Here is a 15,693-nt window from a genome sequence, read left to right as displayed (position 1 = left end):
CTTCTAGAGGGCAGAGAAGACCATTATGAAGAAAACTGATTCCACAGTGAAGTGGAGGGCCCTGTGATACAGCCACCCATGGTCTATCCCGCTCAACTGATGATAGAGATCCACAACAAGGTGTATGAGGGCTGCAAGGAACCCTATCTTAAATGAGAGGAACACCGCGGACAGCACTATGAAGTGGAAGAGGGCCTCCAGACCCTCATGGACCAGCCAAAGCTGTATACTGGATGATACGGTCTCCTTGATGATCCCGGCAAGAAGTATGTAGAAATCAAAGAAGACATTCCACAGTATCCTCGTGTGTATCTCATCACTTATTGCAAGGAAGAGTGCTATGTAGAACCAGATCAACTCCATTGGCATTCACCATATGAGAACTTGCTCTCCTTTTATTTCTCCACAAAGTTAGAGTATTCAAACATCTTTATAAAGATTGGGTAGTGAATATTATCATATAACTTTCCAGCACTTCACAGCTTCTATCAGGGAGAGAATAAGATGACCGATAACCAGATCCCAAAGGATTACAACCATAAAAACGAGGTTAAATGGCAGAAAAAATGGCAGGAAGATGACATATACCGCTTCATAGGGTCAGGAACAAAGCCCAGCTACATCATAGACACACCACCACCATACCCCACAGGATCCATACACATGGGCCACGTACTCAACTGGGTTTACATGGACATAATAGCAAGGTTCAGGAGAATGAGGGGATTCGATGTCCTCTTCCCCCAGGGCTGGGACTGTCACGGTCTTCCAACAGAGGTCAAGGTTGAGGAGACCCACAACATAAAGAAGAGTGATGTGTCCCGTGAGGAATTCAGACGGCTCTGTGTGGAACTCACACAGGAAAACATAAGGATGATGAAGGAGCAGATGCAGCGCCTCGGCTTCAGCCAGGACTGGAGCCACGAATTCGTGACCATGACTCCAGAGTACATGAGGAGAACCCAGCTCTCATTCCTGCGCATGTACGAGGAGGGCCTCATATACCAGGGCGTGCACCCGGTCAACTGGTGCCCCAGGTGTGAGACTGCGATAGCCTTTGCAGAGGTCGAATACGTTGAGAACGAGACGAACCTCAACTATGTGAGGTTTCCTGTTGAGGATGGTGAGGACATAGAGATAGCCACAACAAGGCCGGAGCTCATGGCAGCCTGCGTGGCGGTGGCTGTGCACCCCGATGATGAGAGGTTCAGTGAATTTGAGGGTAAAGAGATAGAGGTACCCCTCTTCGGCCAGAGGGTTAAACTGATAAAGGACCCTGATGTTGACCCTGAATTCGGTACCGGTGCTGTTATGATATGTACCTTCGGGGATAAGACAGACGTTACCTGGGTCAACCGCCATAACCTAGACGTTATAGAGGCGATAGATGAAAGGGGATACATGACCGAAGCCGCGGGTAAATATAAGGGTCTTACCATAAGGGAGTGCAAGGAACAGATAGTTGAGGACCTTGAAAGGGAGGGATTCCTCCTGAGAAAGGAGCCGGTGAAGCAGAACGTGGGTACCTGCTGGAGGTGCAAGACACCTATAGAGATCCTGGTCAAGAAGCAGTGGTTTGTCGCGGTAAAGAAACTCATACCTGATGTTAGAAGGGCCGCTGAGGAAATGGAATGGGTACCCGAACACATGAAGACGAGGCTCCTCAACTGGACAGGATCCATGGACTGGGACTGGTGCATATCAAGGCAGAGGATATTCGCAACACCCATACCCGTGTGGTACTGCAGGGAATGTGGAAGGGTTCACGTTGCAGAGGAGGATATGCTGCCGGTTGACCCAACAAGGGACGATCCAGGCATAAAATGTGAATGCGGAAGCACAGAATTCATTGGCGAGGAGGACGTCCTTGACACCTGGATGGACAGCTCAATATCCCCGCTCTCGGTTGCAGGATGGCCAGATGAATCCTACAGGGACCTCTTCCCAGCAAATCTGAGACCACAGGGACACGACATAATCCGTACCTGGGCATTCTACACGATACTGAGATGCATGGCACTCACCGGTGAGAAACCCTTCAGTGAGATAGTGATAAACGGGATGGTGTTCGGGGAGGACGGACACAAGATGAGCAAGTCCCGGGGGAATGTTATAGCACCGGAGGAGGTCCTTGAGGACTACGGGGCCGATGCACTGAGGCTCTGGGCCGCAGGGAGCGTGCCCGGTTCAGACGTTCCATTTGCCTGGAAGGACGTGAAGTACGGCTACAAGTTCCTGAGGAAATTCTGGAATGCATTCAGATTCATAAGCATCCACCTGGGAGATGAGGGGGAGGCGGAATTCAGGCCTCTTGATCGCTGGATACTCTCCAGGCTCATGAACCTGGTGAGGGACGTTACAGAGAGCCTGGAGGAGTACAACTTCGCCGCGGCGGTGGGGAGGATCCAGAAGTTCGTCTGGCATGACTTCTGTGATGAGTACATAGAGGCCGTTAAGTACCGCCTGTACTCAGAAGCGGATGATGCCTCAAGGACGGCAGCCCGGACCACCCTCAGGATGGTCCTTGAGACATGCATCAGGCTCCTTGCCCCGGTGACACCCCACTTCACAGAGGAGGTTCACCAGCACATAGGTGAGGGATCAATACATGTGAAAGGCTGGCCAGAGTACCGGCCTGAACTGGTTGACCCGGAAATCGAGAGGATGGGTGACCTTGCAGTTGAGGTTATAGGTGAAATCAGGAGGTTCAAGTCATCATCAAAGATGCCCCTCAACGCACCCCTCCGATCAGCCACCATATACACTGATGAGGATTCAGCGGCAATGATAGAACCATTCCTCGAGGACATAGCAGGGACGATGAATATATCTGAGGTGAACCTTGAGACGGGTGAACCTGAAATAACCGAGAGGGTCGTGGAACTTGAACCGAGAATGGACAGGATAGGACCCGAGTTCAGGGGAGACGCACCTGCCATAATCTCACATCTCCAGGGATCTGACCCCCAGGATGTCTACGATGAACTTCAGGAAAATGGGGAAATAGAAGTCGCGGGAAAAAGACTCACAGCTGAACACATCACCTTCAAGAAGGAGGTTGTGGGAACAGCAGGTGAAAGGGTCGATGTGCTCAACATGGATGAACCTGAGATCATAATAGAAATAGTGCGCTGATCCCCTCTCGAGGTGTTTCAATGGAACTTAAAGTTGAGGTGTCATCTGAACTTTCAGGGACGGTCAAGGCGCCCCCATCCAAGAGTTACACCCACAGGGCAGTCATAGTGGCGGCGCTTGCAGATGGCATATCAGAGATCAGGGACCCCCTTGTGGCGGAGGACACCCTCTCCTCGGTGGGGGCATGCCGGGCATTCGGGGTTGAAATAGAGGGCAGTGAGGAATGGTCCGTCACCGGAAGCGGGGGTGAACTTGAAACACCCGAAGATGTTGTATACCTTGGAAACTCAGGGACAACGCTGCGCATCATGACCTCGGTGGCAGGCCTTGCAGAGAATTACACCGTACTCACCGGTGATGAGTCCCTCAGATCAAGACCCATGCAGCCCCTCCTTGATGCCCTCAGACCACTCGGTGTTGAGGCAGTATCCTCAAGGATGAACGGTCTCCCACCTGTTATAATAAGGGGAGGGTTCAGGGGCGGCGAGACATCAATAGATGGGAGTCTCAGTTCACAGTTCATATCATCAATCCTCATGGCAGCACCCCTCTCAGAGGGCGTTAACCTCAGGGTTGAGGGGGATTTCATATCAAGACCCTATGTTGACATGACCCTTGATGTGATGGAGAAATTCTCTGTCCAGGTGGAATACTCTGATGGTGTATTCTCTGTTGAACCATCCAGCTACAGGGGAAGGAAGTACACGGTTGAGGGTGACTACTCCTCTGCATCCTACCTTGCAGGTGCAGCTGCGGTTGCAGGCGGCAGTGTCAGAATCGAGAATCTATTCAGGGATTCCAGGCAGGGCGACCGTATAATACTTGATATAATCAGGGAGATGGGGGCCGATGTTGTGGTGGGAGATGACCATGTGGTTGTATCATCCACCGGGGAACTTTCAGGTGTCAGGGTGGACCTCCATGACGCCCCGGACCTCCTCCCCACGGTTGCTGTCCTGGGGGCCCTTGCAGATGGGCGAACCGAGATAAGGGGAGTTGAACATGCAAGGTACAAGGAAACAGACAGGATAAGGACCTGCGCCACTGAACTTGGAAGACTGGGAGTGGATGTTAAGGAGCTGAAGGATGGTATGGTCATTGAGGGTGGTGTGAGGGGTGGTGTGGTCTCATCCCATGGCGACCACAGACTTGCAATGGCATTCACCCTCATAGGTCTGAGGGAGGGTATAACGGTAATGGATGGTGAGGTCTTCAGTGTTTCGTTCCCTGATTTTCCAGAGAGGATGAGGTCAATTGGGTGCAGGATAGACCTCCCGCAGCATTAAATATATAAAATATGGTACATAAAATAGGGACACAGCATTCAGACATTATACTTAACTATAAATTGAGTGTGAGTTGATTATAATGAAAAATAAGGAGACAAAGGTTGTAATCTTCGGGGATTATGATACCGGTAAAACAACCACCCTTGAGCAGCTCTGTGATAAGATAACAAAGGTTGAGTACAAGGGCACAACACTGGCACTGGATTATGGTAACTGCATTGTTAACGGTGAGAAGATACACCTCTTTGCAACACCTGGCCATGAGAGGTTCAAGTTCATGCTTGAGATCATATCCAATGGCCTTGATGCGGCCATAATAGTGGTGGATAATTCAAGGGGAGTAACCCTGGCTGAGAAGGAGATAATGGCAGAGCTTGAGGAGAAGAACATCCCATACGTTGTGTTCTCAAATAAACAGGACCTTGATGATTCTGAACTTGAGATTGACAGGGACGTGGATGTTCTGCCCACCATTGCAACCGAGGGTGAAGGGCTGATGGACGGTCTTCAGCTTCTGCTCCAGAAACTTAACTGATTCCTTTTTTCCGGTGGTACCCATCAGGGATATTGACAGGATAATGGAGGGTCTTAGGAGCCTCTACTCCCTGAGAGTCTTTGAGGACAGGGATCCTTACCGTGTCCTCATAAGGACCATACTCTCCCAGAGGACCAGGGACGAGAACACCGATGAGGCAACCGCCAGACTGTTCTCTGAGTACCCCTCCATGGAAGACGTTGCATATGCACCGGTTGAGAAACTGGAGCAGCTTGTAAGGAAGGCAGGCTTCTATCACGTCAAGGCACGGAGGATCAGGGAGGTTTCGCGGATCATCCTTGAGGAATACGGGGGCAGGGTCCCTGATGACATTGATGAACTCCTTAAACTCCCGGGTGTTGGGAGGAAGACCGCAAACTGTGTGCTTGTATATGCGTTCAATAAGCCAGCGGTCCCTGTTGATACACATGTCCACAGGATATCAAACAGAATAGGTCTCGTGAACACCAGGACACCTGAGGAGACAGAGAGGGCCCTTATGGAGGTCATACCGAGGAAATACTGGATAGAACTCAATGACCTCATGGTCCAGTTCGGACAGGACATCTGCCGGCCGGTGGGTCCGAGGCATGAGGAGTGTCCCATTGCAGATGAATGTGAATACTATAAGAGCCTTATGGATGAAAGGGAAAACCCTGATGTTTAGGATTTAAAATCATTCTTATAGCATTCACGAAGAAAATAATGGTGAAATCGGGATTTAAACTTCCGGTTCCAAAATTAAGGTTTGATGCTGGTTTTTGATGTGAGTTTGCTTTTTCAGAGGATTATGGGAAAGTCTATAATTTTTAAAATTAATTTAATTTTATTCCCTGAGGGATGCCACCTTCTCTGCAAAGGCCGATAGAACCTTCTTTGAAAGGCCCTCAATGTACTTGAGTGACCCTGCGCATTCATGTCCGCCCCCATCGATCACTGCCTCGGGAATCTCCTCTGCCAGTTCCCAGACTATCTCGTTGAGGTTGAACCCGAATTTCTCATTCACAGCATCGGTTGCCCTTATAACCCCGAAGTCCGGTCCATAGGCAAGGGTGATTATCGGTGTCTCCTCGCCGTGCTTCTGGACCATGTAGTCATGGACGAAGCCACAGGTCTTGCCGGGGGCAGGGAACGTGAATCTGTGTGAGTACTTCTCAACGTCAAGGACATTGAAGAGTATACCATTGGGGAGCCGCGTGGATTTGAGGTTGGGTATCGCGGCCCTGAGCTGGGTATCAACCTTCCTCTCGTATTCCCTGTAGAGGGCGTCCACCAGTTTTTTGTGCTTATCAAGATTTCCAAGGCCAAGGATGGTGTCTATTATACCCCTTCCATTCATGAATCGGAGGTAGAACGCCTCAAAGTCAACACAGGCGGCTATTTTTTCAAGCTCCTCCCGTTCATAGCCTCGCTCCCCTGCGAGTTCAATGTAACATTCGGCTTCAGGGGAGTTTGCATGGTCCCCCACAGCAGCAATACCTGGAAGGTGGAGGATCCTCTCGGTGATCTCAGGATTTATCATCTTGGCTATCTCAACTGACAGGGCCCCTGCGGTTATCTGGGAGTCCCCACCCACCAGGTAGGGGTTCACGTGCACGTCAACGTATTCATCAACCTCCACCCTTCCATCAGTGACCTCACCTGGGTAGTGGTGGTCCACGACAACTATTTCGATGTCATAGATCTTTGCCTTCATGAGGGCGAGTATGTCCTCCTCTGTTGACCCGTTGTCAAGGAGCACAAGGAGGGGGAGTTTCTGTCCGTGCCTTTCCAGGTCCTCAAGTGCATAGGAGAGGTCCTTCACCACGTCCTCCAGTTCATAGAACGGGGCCTTACTTGGGGCCCTCTTGAAGTAGTGCCACTCTGCATCTGTGCTTGGATTAAGTTCCCTCAGCAGGGGCACGACGGCCTTTTCTATGGCCACACCTGCACATATACCATCGGCGTCTGCATGGTGCCTTACCAGTATGGATCTTCCATCGTATATGGCCCTTCTTATGGCCTTGGCTGCTTCAATGAGTTTCGGCCTCAGTTTTTCAAGGGTTTCGCTTTCTATGAGCAGGTCCTTCCTTTCCGGTTCGGCTCTTCTGTCAATTGCCTCATCGATGAGTCTCCTTGCCTCAGCGGCATCCTTTCCTATGAGGCGTTCAATGGACTCTGATTCTATCTGTATCTTACCTGTGTGCTGGTTGACCTCACCTATAACCTCAACTATGTGTCCCATCTGGATGTGGGGGTAGACCCTTATGCCTGGCTCATCGAAGGCCGCTGCCCAGGTTGTCCCTGTCTCATCTGAGATTGTGAATATTGTTGGTCCTGAGGTCTGCTGTATCTGTATGACCTCACCCACTATCCTTACTGTTTTACCAAGACTCTTGGTGTCTATATCAGCTATCCTTGTCCTCGGGAGGTCCTTTTTTAATTTTATGATCTCGTATGGTCCCTTTATACTGGCGGGTATCATGTCAACCTCGCCCTTGTAGGGCTTTACATGGGATACCCTGACGAATATTTCGTCACCGATTCTGTGGTCAGGGAAGAGGCCCCTCATGAGTCCCCAGACATGGCTGTTGAGGCTCACGAAGACACCATATTTTTCTATCCTCGTTATCTTTCCACGGTATACGCTTCCAACCTCAAGGTCGTCGATGGTGCATGCCGGGTGGAGGACGTATACGTGTTCCTTCTTCTGGCAGTCAGGGCAGTACTCGTCCCTGCCACTTATCCTCTTTCCACATGAGGGGCATATGTTCACCTCACCCTTTCCTCCACAGTTGGGGCAGGGTTCCCTCACCTCGACCTCACCCTTTCCCCTGCATACCTCGCAGGGCACATCATGGGCCTCCTCAAGGTCGAACCTCTGCCTTGCAGTGTTTGATACACCCTTGAAGTGGTCCTTAATATCCTCCGTTGATTGGTAGCCTGTCCCATGGCATGCGCTGCATATTTTGTAACTTTTAACACGGTAACCCTTACCCTTACATTCACTACATGACTGGATCATGGTATTCCTCATAGAAACGATTTATTTAATGATAAATAACGGGAACTTATTATATAATGGCGGCGTTCATTATTTATATTTGATTGTTGTGGAGCCGGGGGATAAGATGTCAGGGACGTCACCCATAGTTGAGGGAATCATTAACTTTTTTGACATGAGGAGACACCCATCAGGGGGTTACACACTTTATGAGGGGCTTCCTGACTCTAAAAATACGTATTACGCCATAAAGTCCCTGGAGGTCATTGATTCTCTCCCTGATGATGTTGCGAGAACCCTTGACTGGCTTGAGGAGCTTCACTCGAGGGGTAGCTTCGCTGCCCAGGGACTTTTCTACAGGTGCAGTTTGCTGGCTGATTATGGCAGGGAATTCAGGGTAAAGGATAGATTTCTCGATCTTCTAAGAAGGTCCTACAGAAAAATCAAAGCTTGAAATAACGTATTACATGGATTCGGTTCTCCGCCTCCATGGTGAATACCTTGAGGGGGTCCCTGAATGGGTTCTTTCGCTTCAGAACGATGACGGCGGTTTTGGAAGGCACGGTTCAGACATCATAAACACCCATTTTGCGGTTGAGATACTGGAGGCCCATGGTGTGAATTTCAGCAGGAAGGAGGTGCTTGAATTTGCTGATTCCTGCTGGGGTGAGGGGGGCTGGAACTTCACGCCCCTGTCCCATCCGCCATACATTGAGACGGTTTACGCAGGTTTCAGGGTCAACGAGATCCTCAGGGGAATGAAACATGATGTGGGAGACTTTATATTGAAATTGAGAAACCCTGATGGGGGATTCAGGAGGTCACTGTATATGGGCATATCTGAACCTGAGTACACCTATAGGGCGGTTTACATTCTGTTCAGGGGTTAAGGTGATGATTATCTCTAAACTGGAAATTCATTCCTCTGCCGGGATTTTACAGGCAGTTAAATTCGTAAGGGGGAGGGAGACTCATTTTTCTATGGGGGTTTACCATGAATAGGGCGGCTAAGTTCATAATCATACTCGGAATTGTGAGCCTATTTGCAGACATGACCTATGAGGGTGCCAGGGGAATAACAGGGCCATTCATGGCCTTTCTCGGCGCCAGCGCATTCATGGTTGGATTTGCGGCAGGGTTCGGTGAACTTTCAGGGTACATTATAAGGTTCCTTTCAGGGTACATCTCAGATAGAACAGGGAGGTACTGGTTCATAACATTTGCCGGCTACCTGATCAACCTTATAGCTGTGCCTCTCCTTGCATTTGCAGGTAACTGGCAGGCGGCGGTTCTCCTGATAATAATGGAGAGGGTGGGTAAGGGCCTCAGAACACCACCCCGGGATGCTATTTTATCATATGCATCCTCAGGTATGGGTCATGGTACTGGATTCGGGATACATGAGGCCCTTGACCAGATTGGGGCTGTTGCAGCACCCCTCATAGTTTTCATTGTTCTGGCACTTGGCGGAGGCTTCAGGGAGGGGTTCCTGATCCTTGCAGTTCCGGCGGTCATGGCGCTCTCAGTTTTAACTGCAGGTTACCTCCTCTTTCCACGTCCAGGTGAACTTGAAACCTCAACAGGAATTGATTACTCATCATTCAGAGGTTCCTACTGGATTTACATGCTCGCTGTATGTTTCATAGCCCTCGGATACGCTGATTTTCCACTTGTGGGTTACCACCTTGGAGTGAGTGGGGTTATGGGACCCTCAATGATTCCTGTCCTGTATTCCCTTGCCATGCTCACAGATGCCGTCTCAGCTCTCATCTTTGGAAGGTACTTTGACAGGTATGGTTTCAGGGTCATGGCCCTTGCGGTGTTCATCTCCATGCTCTATGCCCCCCTTGCCTTCCTTGGCGGCTCAGTGGCGGCAGTTACTGGGGCGGCACTCTGGGGTGTGGGTATGGGTGCACAGGAGTCTGTTATGAGGGCAGCAGTTTCAAGGTTTTCTCCACCAGAGAGGAGGGGCTCAGCCTACGGGACGTTCAACATGGTTTTTGGAGTCGCCTGGTTTTCGGGAAGCCTCCTTATGGGCTACCTCTACGGTTTGTGGATACCTGCGGTTGTCCTGTTTTCAATTATAACCCAGTCAGCTGCCATAGCTGTAATAGCTGGTGTTGAACGGAGGAGAGGAAGGTTCCTTAGATGAAAGCAACCGGAAAATTTATATAAATCAACCTGAAGTTCAGTATATAGGTGATGGAGTCCACCTTTAAACGCTTTTTCTGGCTGATGACTCCTGCAGAAAAAATGTAGGAGGAGCTATCCTCCAGATGGAGGTATCAATTTGGAGTATGTTGCATTCAGCGTAGCTGTTATTATCTTACTTGGTCTTCTGTTCAGCAGGGTATTCAACCGCATCGGGATACCGGGAATCCTGGGGATGCTTGTACTGGGCATTCTGATAGGTCCCCATGGACTGAACCTTATATCAAAAAGTATAATGGACGTTTCACCCGACCTCAGGGTCATAGCACTCATAATAATCCTCCTGAGGGCTGGTTTTGGTATAAACCTCGAAAGCCTAAGAAAGGTGGGCATGACCGCAGTTAAGATGAGTTTCATACCCGATGTCGTTGAGGGTTTCGCTGTGATGTTCGCAGCCCACTACATACTGGGCCTTTCACTCATAGAGGCGGGTATCCTTGGTTTTGTTATAGCCGCGGTTTCACCTGCAGTTATAGTCCCACAGATGCTCTCCTTCATTGAGAGGAGGATGGGGACAGCCAAGGGTATACCCACCATTATACTGACAGGAGCCTCTGTGGATGACGTTGTTTCAATAACCCTCTTCTCGGCGTTCCTGGGAATGTATCAGGGCCAGCAGGTTAACTTCCTTGTGGAGGTCCTGGGGGTCCCGATATCAATACTGACAGGTATGGTTGCGGGCCTTGCCCTTGGTCTTGCCCTTGTGTATCTCTTCAGGAAATTTGAGATAAGAAGCACTGAGAAGACACTCATCATACTGGGCGCGGCAATACTCCTTAAGAATGCAGGGGATATACTCAGTGCATATGTCCCGATAGCTGCACTGGTTGGTGTGATGGTAACAGGGCTTGTTATACTTGAGAGGATGCCTGAAACAGGACTCAAGCTCTCTGAGAAATTCAACAAGGTATGGATCTTTGCAGAGATACTGCTCTTTGTGCTTGTGGGGGCAGCGGTTGACGTTAAACTCATATTCCAGGTGGGACTCCTGGGACTGGCAGTGATACTCCTTGGTCTTGCAGCAAGGAGTATGGGTGTGCTCCTGGCACTCAGAGGCTCCAACCTTAATTTGAGGGAAAGGGTATTCTGTATAGCAGCTTACATACCAAAGGCTACTGTGCAGGCAGCTGTGGGTGCCATACCCCTTGCCGCGGGGGTTGAGGCGGGTCAAACAATACTTGCAATGGCGGTACTTGCCATACTCTTCACGGCACCCATTGGGTCAGTGGCTGTCAGAATCACAGGCGAAAGGTTCCTGGAAGTTGAAGGGGCCCCATAGGGGACCTGAACCTTTCAGGATTTTTAGATAAGGGGTGTGTACTGTAAGTTTAACTGGACCTTTCAGGATTTTTAGATAAGGGGTGTGTACTGTAAGTTTAACTGAACCTTTCGGGATTTTTATTTACAATTTCCTGTCTTTTTCTTTCGAATTCCTTTGCACTCAGCATGTAACCATTTGCAAGTTCTATATTTGAGTTCCCGCTCTCAGTGTCTTTCAGTGTGAACATCTGTATGGCATTCTTAAGCTGTTGGGTGGCGTTGAGTTTTGCCTCCAGCTCAGATACCAGGAGTTCGATGTAGTTGACCACTATGGGGTCACCTGTGTCCTTAGCATGATTCAGGGCCTCGGATGCAAGGGTCCTGGCGGAACTATACTCACTCTCTGCAAGTTCGCACTTTGAAAGCGCATCGTCCAGTTTGAAGCTGTTTGCTGCAAGTGCTGATTCATTGAAATAAGCATCACCCTTCTTTATATGATCATTTATCTGGGGGGCAAGCTGGTTGATGCTGCTGTTCCCTGAAGTTATGCAGCCACTCACACTTACGGTAAGAAGAAGGAGTGCCATAAGATAGATCCTCTTCATGGAGGGGATTTTATAATTTGAAAAATAAAAGTTTTGGGTTTGGGTAAAGGTTTTGGGTTTGGGTAAAGGTTTTGGGTTTGGGTAGTTTATCTGTAGGGGTTATGTGAGGTTTTTTGTGATTGTGGGGTTGGGTTATCCTGAGCATGGTTTATGGAGCCAGAATTTTCACCGGTCATGGAACCGGATGATCTGTAAATTGAGGTTCAGTTCCCATCCGTGTGCTGAATCAGGGCTATCCTCACCCCATTGGGGTCCTCTATGAATGCAAGTTTTCCCACAGTTATGGGTGTTGGATCCATTACAACCCTTGCCCCCCGGGATCTCAGCTCCTGCAGTGTGACTTCAAGGTCATCGACGTCCATTCCAACCGAGAATAAACCCTCTTTGTTGACGGGATTCCTTATGAGTTCCACCATGGTTTCCCCATCACCCCGGAGGATGGTTATCTCACCATGATCTCCAAGGTCATAGTGGCTATCCACCTCAAAACCCATGACATCCCTGTAAAAGCGGACGGATTCATCCATATCTTTAACTATCATGGTTATATACTTAATTTTCATAAAATAAAGCCTCCTTCCATAAAAACTCTCCAGAGCATCCATACCTACTGATACGTACCAGAGCACTCTCTAATTAGAGCAACTAAAAGTTCATTCTATGAAAATAAAAGGTTGATTGAACCATCAGTACCAGAGTCCATGGATATTGCAGTAGGCCCTCACCATGAACTCTGAGTCAGGGTCAACAGGGAATTCAGCCTCTGGCCTGTCACCTGGCCTGAGATCCCTCCTGTGGACCTCTGTCCCTGCTATGACCTCTACCCACTGTATGTGATGGTTCTCCTCCATTGGGTGGGGTACCTCACCAATTTTAACCCTGATTCCATCACCGCTCCTCTCAACGACGGGCAAGTGTTTCTCTGGCCCAACATCTGTTCTTCTTGCAACGAGGAGCTCCATTGGCTGGTTGCAGCATACCAGCTGACCCGCGCCAGGGTTGAGTACCTCCACGATGTTCCCGCAGACGTTGCACCTGAATATCTGGTTCCTCTCTGTCATATGGCTTCCCTTCTAGTACTCCTCACATTTCACCTGGAAGTACCTGGTGGGATGGTCACATGATGGACACTTCTCTGGTGGCTCTGTACCCTCATGGACGTAGCCACACTTCCTGCAGACCCAGGCCACAGGTTCATCCTTCCTGTAAACCTTGCCTGTTTCAACAAGTTTAAGCAGCTTCCTGTAACGTTCCTCGTGGTGCTTCTCCGCTTCTCCTATCGCCCTGAGTCTCTTGGCAATCTCAGGGTACCCCTCCTCCTCTGCAACATCGGCAAATTCAGGGTACATTTCGCTGTTCTCGTAGTGCTCACCTGCAATGGCGGCTATCAGGTTCTCATCGGTACTTCCGAGGATGAGGGGGGCCTCTGCGTCCACAACGATGGACTCGGGTTCATCCCCTGCCTCCTTCCTGAGTTCATTTATGAGGCGGAAGAGCCACTTGGCGTGTTCCCTCTCATTCTCGGCGGTGGTCAGGAATATCTCGGATATCTGCTCGAATCCTTCCTTCTTTGCAATTTTCGCATAGAAGGTGTATCTGTTCCTCGCCTGGCTTTCACCAATGAAGGCCTTTGTAAGGTTCTCCAGGGTCCTTTTCATTTTTTTTCACCCATCCAATATATGCAACCAACTCATATTAAATCCTTTCATTTTATGTTCTCTGCCTGTGAACTTAACCGCCATGACCCCTGAAACTGAATGTCTTGGCATTGAGGGCCACTATGACAGTACTTACAGACATGAGTATGGCCCCCATGGCGGGTGTCAGGATGAGGCCCTGGCCATACAGCACCCCGGCTGCAAGAGGGAGGGCTATGACGTTGTAACCAGTGGCCCAGATCAGGTTCTCCTTCATCTTGCTGTAGGTGGCCGATGCAAGGTCCATGAGGTCAACAACATCAAGGGGGTTGCTCCTCACAAGCACCACATCGGCACTTTCAATCGCCACATCGGTCCCGGCCCCTATGGCTATGCCGATATCTGCCTGTGCAAGGGCCGGGGCATCGTTTACACCATCCCCCACCACTGCAACCCTGAGCCCGTCATCCTGCAGTCCCCTTATGACCTCATATTTCTCCTGGGGGATGAGCTGTGCCTGGTATTCATCAATGCCAAGTTCGGAGGCAACCCAGCCGGCGACCCTCTGGCTGTCACCGGTTAACATCATGCACCTTATACCGCGGGATCTGAGTATCCTGATGGCATCCCTGGCCTCGGGGCGTATGACATCTGCAAGGGCAATGCAGCCCTTGAGTTCATCGTTCACAGTTACAAAGACCGTGGTTTTAGGCTGATCCATGAGTTCATCAACCCTGGGGTCCTTAACCATGAGTCCGAGTTCCTCTGTGTAACTGTAGCTGAGTACCTTCACCCTTGAGCCGTTCACATGCCCCATAACACCCCTTCCACCTATCGCTGCAAAGTTCTCCACAGGGAGCACCTCATCCACGGCCTCAACTATGCCCCTGGCTATGGGGTGACTGGAGGCTGACTCAACGGCTGCAGCATAGGATAGTATCTCCCCCTCATCCATTTCAGGGTCAAAGGATATGACATCGGTTATCCCGAGTTCACCCACCGTCAGTGTTCCTGTCTTGTCAAAAACAACAACATCAGGGTTCATGGCGTTCTCGAAGGCTTCCCGGTTCCTTATGAGTATGCCCCTCCCTGCTGAGATTGCGGTGGAGACAGCTATCACAAGGGGTATTGCAAGTCCCAGGGCATGGGGGCAGGCTGTTACCATGACCGTCACTGACCTTTCAAGTGAGAAGAATGCTCCCATACCAAGGCCGTACCATGCTGTGAATGTGAGGACCCCACCGGTAAGGGCAACAACTGTTAACCAGAATGCTGCCCTGTCTGCCAGCACCTGAGTCCTTGTCCTCCCCTCCTGGGCCATCCCCACAAGCCGGATTATCTGGGAAATGAATGATTCCTCACCAACGCGCTCCACCTCCACAGTGAGGGGGCCTCCGGTGTTTATGGAACCCCCAATAACCCGGTCACCAGGGAACTTTCTGACGGGAACCGACTCCCCGGTGAGCAGCGCCTCATTCACATGGGATTCCCCCTTTATCACGGTTCCATCCGTGGGTATCTTCTCTGCTGACCTCACAAGCACGATGTCGCCTGGTTTGAGGGTGGCCACATCAACATCTTCAACCTTTCCATCCACCAGGAGGTGGGCCTTCTTGGGGATGAGCCTTGCAAGCCTCTCAACTGCCCCGGAGGCGCTCCTGACAGATCTCATCTCGATCCAGTGCCCGAGGAGCATGACGTCAATTAGGGTTACAAGTTCAACAAAGAACACCATACCCCCAGGGCCGGCCGGTACCCCGAGGCTGTAGATGTAGGCCACGGTTATGGCCACGGCGATGAGGGTCATCATACCGGGGGTTCTGGATGAAATCTCCCTCACGGATCCCCTCAGGAAGGGGTAGCCCCCGTAGAAGAATATGATGGATGATATGATCAGAACAACCAGTTCACTACCCTCAAAGCTTACCAGAACAGTCCCTGTTGGCAGTTCACCAAGCAGGATAACAGGGATGGTGAGGAGGAGGCATACAATGAATCTCCTCCTGTATTCCATTTCATGGTGTCTGTGCATCTCCAT

15 protein-coding genes and 1 riboswitch are annotated in these 15,693 nt (G+C 50.2%); of the genes, 8 read left to right on the top strand and 7 right to left on the bottom strand.

All coding sequences use genetic code 11. From position 1 onward, the window contains the following. Positions 1-3 precede the first annotated feature (3 nt). Positions 4-363, bottom strand: a complete 360-nt coding sequence (locus ACPLJI_RS03220; RefSeq protein WP_374891605.1) for a hypothetical protein — start codon at positions 361-363, stop codon at positions 4-6. Positions 364-504: 141 nt separating this feature from the next. Between ACPLJI_RS03220 and ACPLJI_RS03215 the strand changes: the two genes are divergently transcribed. The 4 genes from ACPLJI_RS03215 to ACPLJI_RS03200 all read left to right on the top strand — a co-directional run bounded on the left by ACPLJI_RS03215 (position 505) and on the right by ACPLJI_RS03200 (position 5,626). Then, positions 505-3,135 (top strand): valine--tRNA ligase, encoded by a 2,631-nt coding sequence (locus ACPLJI_RS03215; protein WP_424730336.1) that lies wholly within the window; start codon positions 505-507, stop codon positions 3,133-3,135. A 20-nt stretch (positions 3,136-3,155) separates the two neighbouring features. After that, a complete protein-coding gene (gene aroA, locus ACPLJI_RS03210) occupies positions 3,156-4,421 on the top strand; it encodes a 3-phosphoshikimate 1-carboxyvinyltransferase (protein ID WP_424730337.1) in 1,266 nt (421 codons plus the stop codon). An 82-nt stretch (positions 4,422-4,503) separates the two neighbouring features. Further along, on the top strand, positions 4,504-4,959 hold the full coding sequence (locus tag ACPLJI_RS03205) for a GTP-binding protein (protein ID WP_013295975.1): 456 nt from the start codon (positions 4,504-4,506) through the stop codon (positions 4,957-4,959). A 43-nt stretch (positions 4,960-5,002) separates the two neighbouring features. Then, the gene (locus ACPLJI_RS03200) at positions 5,003-5,626 is read left to right on the top strand and encodes an endonuclease III domain-containing protein (protein ID WP_424730370.1); all 624 of its coding nucleotides are present in this window, start codon (positions 5,003-5,005) and stop codon (positions 5,624-5,626) included. Between the two features lie 159 nt (positions 5,627-5,785). On the opposite strand, the gene ACPLJI_RS03195 is transcribed toward ACPLJI_RS03200, so the two are convergent. Beyond that, positions 5,786-7,963, bottom strand: coding sequence for an OB-fold nucleic acid binding domain-containing protein (locus ACPLJI_RS03195; protein WP_374891602.1), 2,178 nt, complete (start codon positions 7,961-7,963; stop codon positions 5,786-5,788). Positions 7,964-8,069: 106 nt separating this feature from the next. Here ACPLJI_RS03195 and ACPLJI_RS03190 point away from each other — a divergent pair, with 106 nt between their 5' ends. From ACPLJI_RS03190 to ACPLJI_RS03175, 4 genes are all read left to right on the top strand, one after another. After that, positions 8,070-8,396, top strand: coding sequence for a hypothetical protein (locus tag ACPLJI_RS03190; protein WP_424741130.1), 327 nt, complete (start codon positions 8,070-8,072; stop codon positions 8,394-8,396). 13 nt (positions 8,397-8,409) lie between these two features. Continuing rightward, positions 8,410-8,832 carry a prenyltransferase/squalene oxidase repeat-containing protein gene (locus ACPLJI_RS03185; protein WP_424730339.1) on the top strand — a complete coding sequence of 141 codons (423 nt, stop codon included), beginning with the start codon at positions 8,410-8,412 and terminating at the stop codon, positions 8,830-8,832. Positions 8,833-8,936: 104 nt separating this feature from the next. Next, positions 8,937-10,094 carry an MFS transporter gene (locus ACPLJI_RS03180; RefSeq protein ID WP_424730341.1) on the top strand — a complete coding sequence of 386 codons (1,158 nt, stop codon included), beginning with the start codon at positions 8,937-8,939 and terminating at the stop codon, positions 10,092-10,094. A gap of 37 nt (positions 10,095-10,131) precedes the next feature. Next, a riboswitch (Fluoride riboswitch) is annotated at positions 10,132-10,194 on the top strand. Between the two features lie 38 nt (positions 10,195-10,232). Further along, a complete protein-coding gene (locus ACPLJI_RS03175) occupies positions 10,233-11,432 on the top strand; it encodes a cation:proton antiporter (RefSeq protein WP_424730343.1) in 1,200 nt (399 codons plus the stop codon). Positions 11,433-11,529: 97 nt separating this feature from the next. Here ACPLJI_RS03175 and ACPLJI_RS03170 read toward each other — a convergent pair whose 3' ends face one another. The 5 genes from ACPLJI_RS03170 to ACPLJI_RS03150 form a co-directional block, all read right to left on the bottom strand. Then, on the bottom strand, positions 11,530-12,000 hold the full coding sequence (locus ACPLJI_RS03170; protein ID WP_424741129.1) for a hypothetical protein: 471 nt from the start codon (positions 11,998-12,000) through the stop codon (positions 11,530-11,532). Positions 12,001-12,221: 221 nt separating this feature from the next. After that, positions 12,222-12,581 carry a VOC family protein gene (locus ACPLJI_RS03165; RefSeq protein ID WP_424741128.1) on the bottom strand — a complete coding sequence of 120 codons (360 nt, stop codon included), beginning with the start codon at positions 12,579-12,581 and terminating at the stop codon, positions 12,222-12,224. 123 nt (positions 12,582-12,704) lie between these two features. Next, positions 12,705-13,079, bottom strand: a complete 375-nt coding sequence (locus ACPLJI_RS03160) for a desulfoferrodoxin (protein WP_424730346.1) — start codon at positions 13,077-13,079, stop codon at positions 12,705-12,707. A gap of 12 nt (positions 13,080-13,091) precedes the next feature. Then, entirely contained in the window at positions 13,092-13,676 is a 585-nt protein-coding gene (rbr, locus tag ACPLJI_RS03155) for a rubrerythrin (protein ID WP_424730347.1), read from the bottom strand. 73 nt (positions 13,677-13,749) lie between these two features. Then, positions 13,750-15,693 (bottom strand): heavy metal translocating P-type ATPase, encoded by a 1,944-nt coding sequence (locus tag ACPLJI_RS03150; protein ID WP_424730348.1) that lies wholly within the window; start codon positions 15,691-15,693, stop codon positions 13,750-13,752.

This window comes from Methanothermobacter sp. (assembly GCF_049720995.1).
In the GTDB taxonomy this organism is placed as follows: domain Archaea; phylum Methanobacteriota; class Methanobacteria; order Methanobacteriales; family Methanothermobacteraceae; genus Methanothermobacter.
The sequence above is the reverse complement of the archived record's forward strand: the minus strand, read 5'-3'. Positions and strand labels throughout refer to the sequence as shown.

Excerpts from the sequence above, each read along its gene's own strand:
- ACPLJI_RS03160 (WP_424730346.1), bottom strand. The coding sequence starts at position 13,079 with ATGACAGAGAGGAACCAGATATTCAGGTGCAACGTCTGCGGGAACATC.
- ACPLJI_RS03215 (WP_424730336.1), top strand. The coding sequence starts at position 505 with ATGACCGATAACCAGATCCCAAAGGATTACAACCATAAAAACGAGGTT.
- ACPLJI_RS03165 (WP_424741128.1), bottom strand. The coding sequence starts at position 12,581 with ATGAAAATTAAGTATATAACCATGATAGTTAAAGATATGGATGAATCC.
- ACPLJI_RS03220 (WP_374891605.1), bottom strand. The coding sequence starts at position 363 with ATGGAGTTGATCTGGTTCTACATAGCACTCTTCCTTGCAATAAGTGAT.
- ACPLJI_RS03200 (WP_424730370.1), top strand. The coding sequence starts at position 5,003 with ATGGAGGGTCTTAGGAGCCTCTACTCCCTGAGAGTCTTTGAGGACAGG.
- aroA (WP_424730337.1), top strand. The coding sequence starts at position 3,156 with ATGGAACTTAAAGTTGAGGTGTCATCTGAACTTTCAGGGACGGTCAAG.
- ACPLJI_RS03205 (WP_013295975.1), top strand. The coding sequence starts at position 4,504 with ATGAAAAATAAGGAGACAAAGGTTGTAATCTTCGGGGATTATGATACC.
- ACPLJI_RS03185 (WP_424730339.1), top strand. The coding sequence starts at position 8,410 with ATGGATTCGGTTCTCCGCCTCCATGGTGAATACCTTGAGGGGGTCCCT.
- ACPLJI_RS03190 (WP_424741130.1), top strand. The coding sequence starts at position 8,070 with ATGTCAGGGACGTCACCCATAGTTGAGGGAATCATTAACTTTTTTGAC.
- ACPLJI_RS03150 (WP_424730348.1), bottom strand. The coding sequence starts at position 15,693 with ATGGAGATGCACAGACACCATGAAATGGAATACAGGAGGAGATTCATT.
- rbr (WP_424730347.1), bottom strand. The coding sequence starts at position 13,676 with ATGAAAAGGACCCTGGAGAACCTTACAAAGGCCTTCATTGGTGAAAGC.
- ACPLJI_RS03195 (WP_374891602.1), bottom strand. The coding sequence starts at position 7,963 with ATGATCCAGTCATGTAGTGAATGTAAGGGTAAGGGTTACCGTGTTAAA.
- ACPLJI_RS03180 (WP_424730341.1), top strand. The coding sequence starts at position 8,937 with ATGAATAGGGCGGCTAAGTTCATAATCATACTCGGAATTGTGAGCCTA.
- ACPLJI_RS03170 (WP_424741129.1), bottom strand. The coding sequence starts at position 12,000 with ATGGCACTCCTTCTTCTTACCGTAAGTGTGAGTGGCTGCATAACTTCA.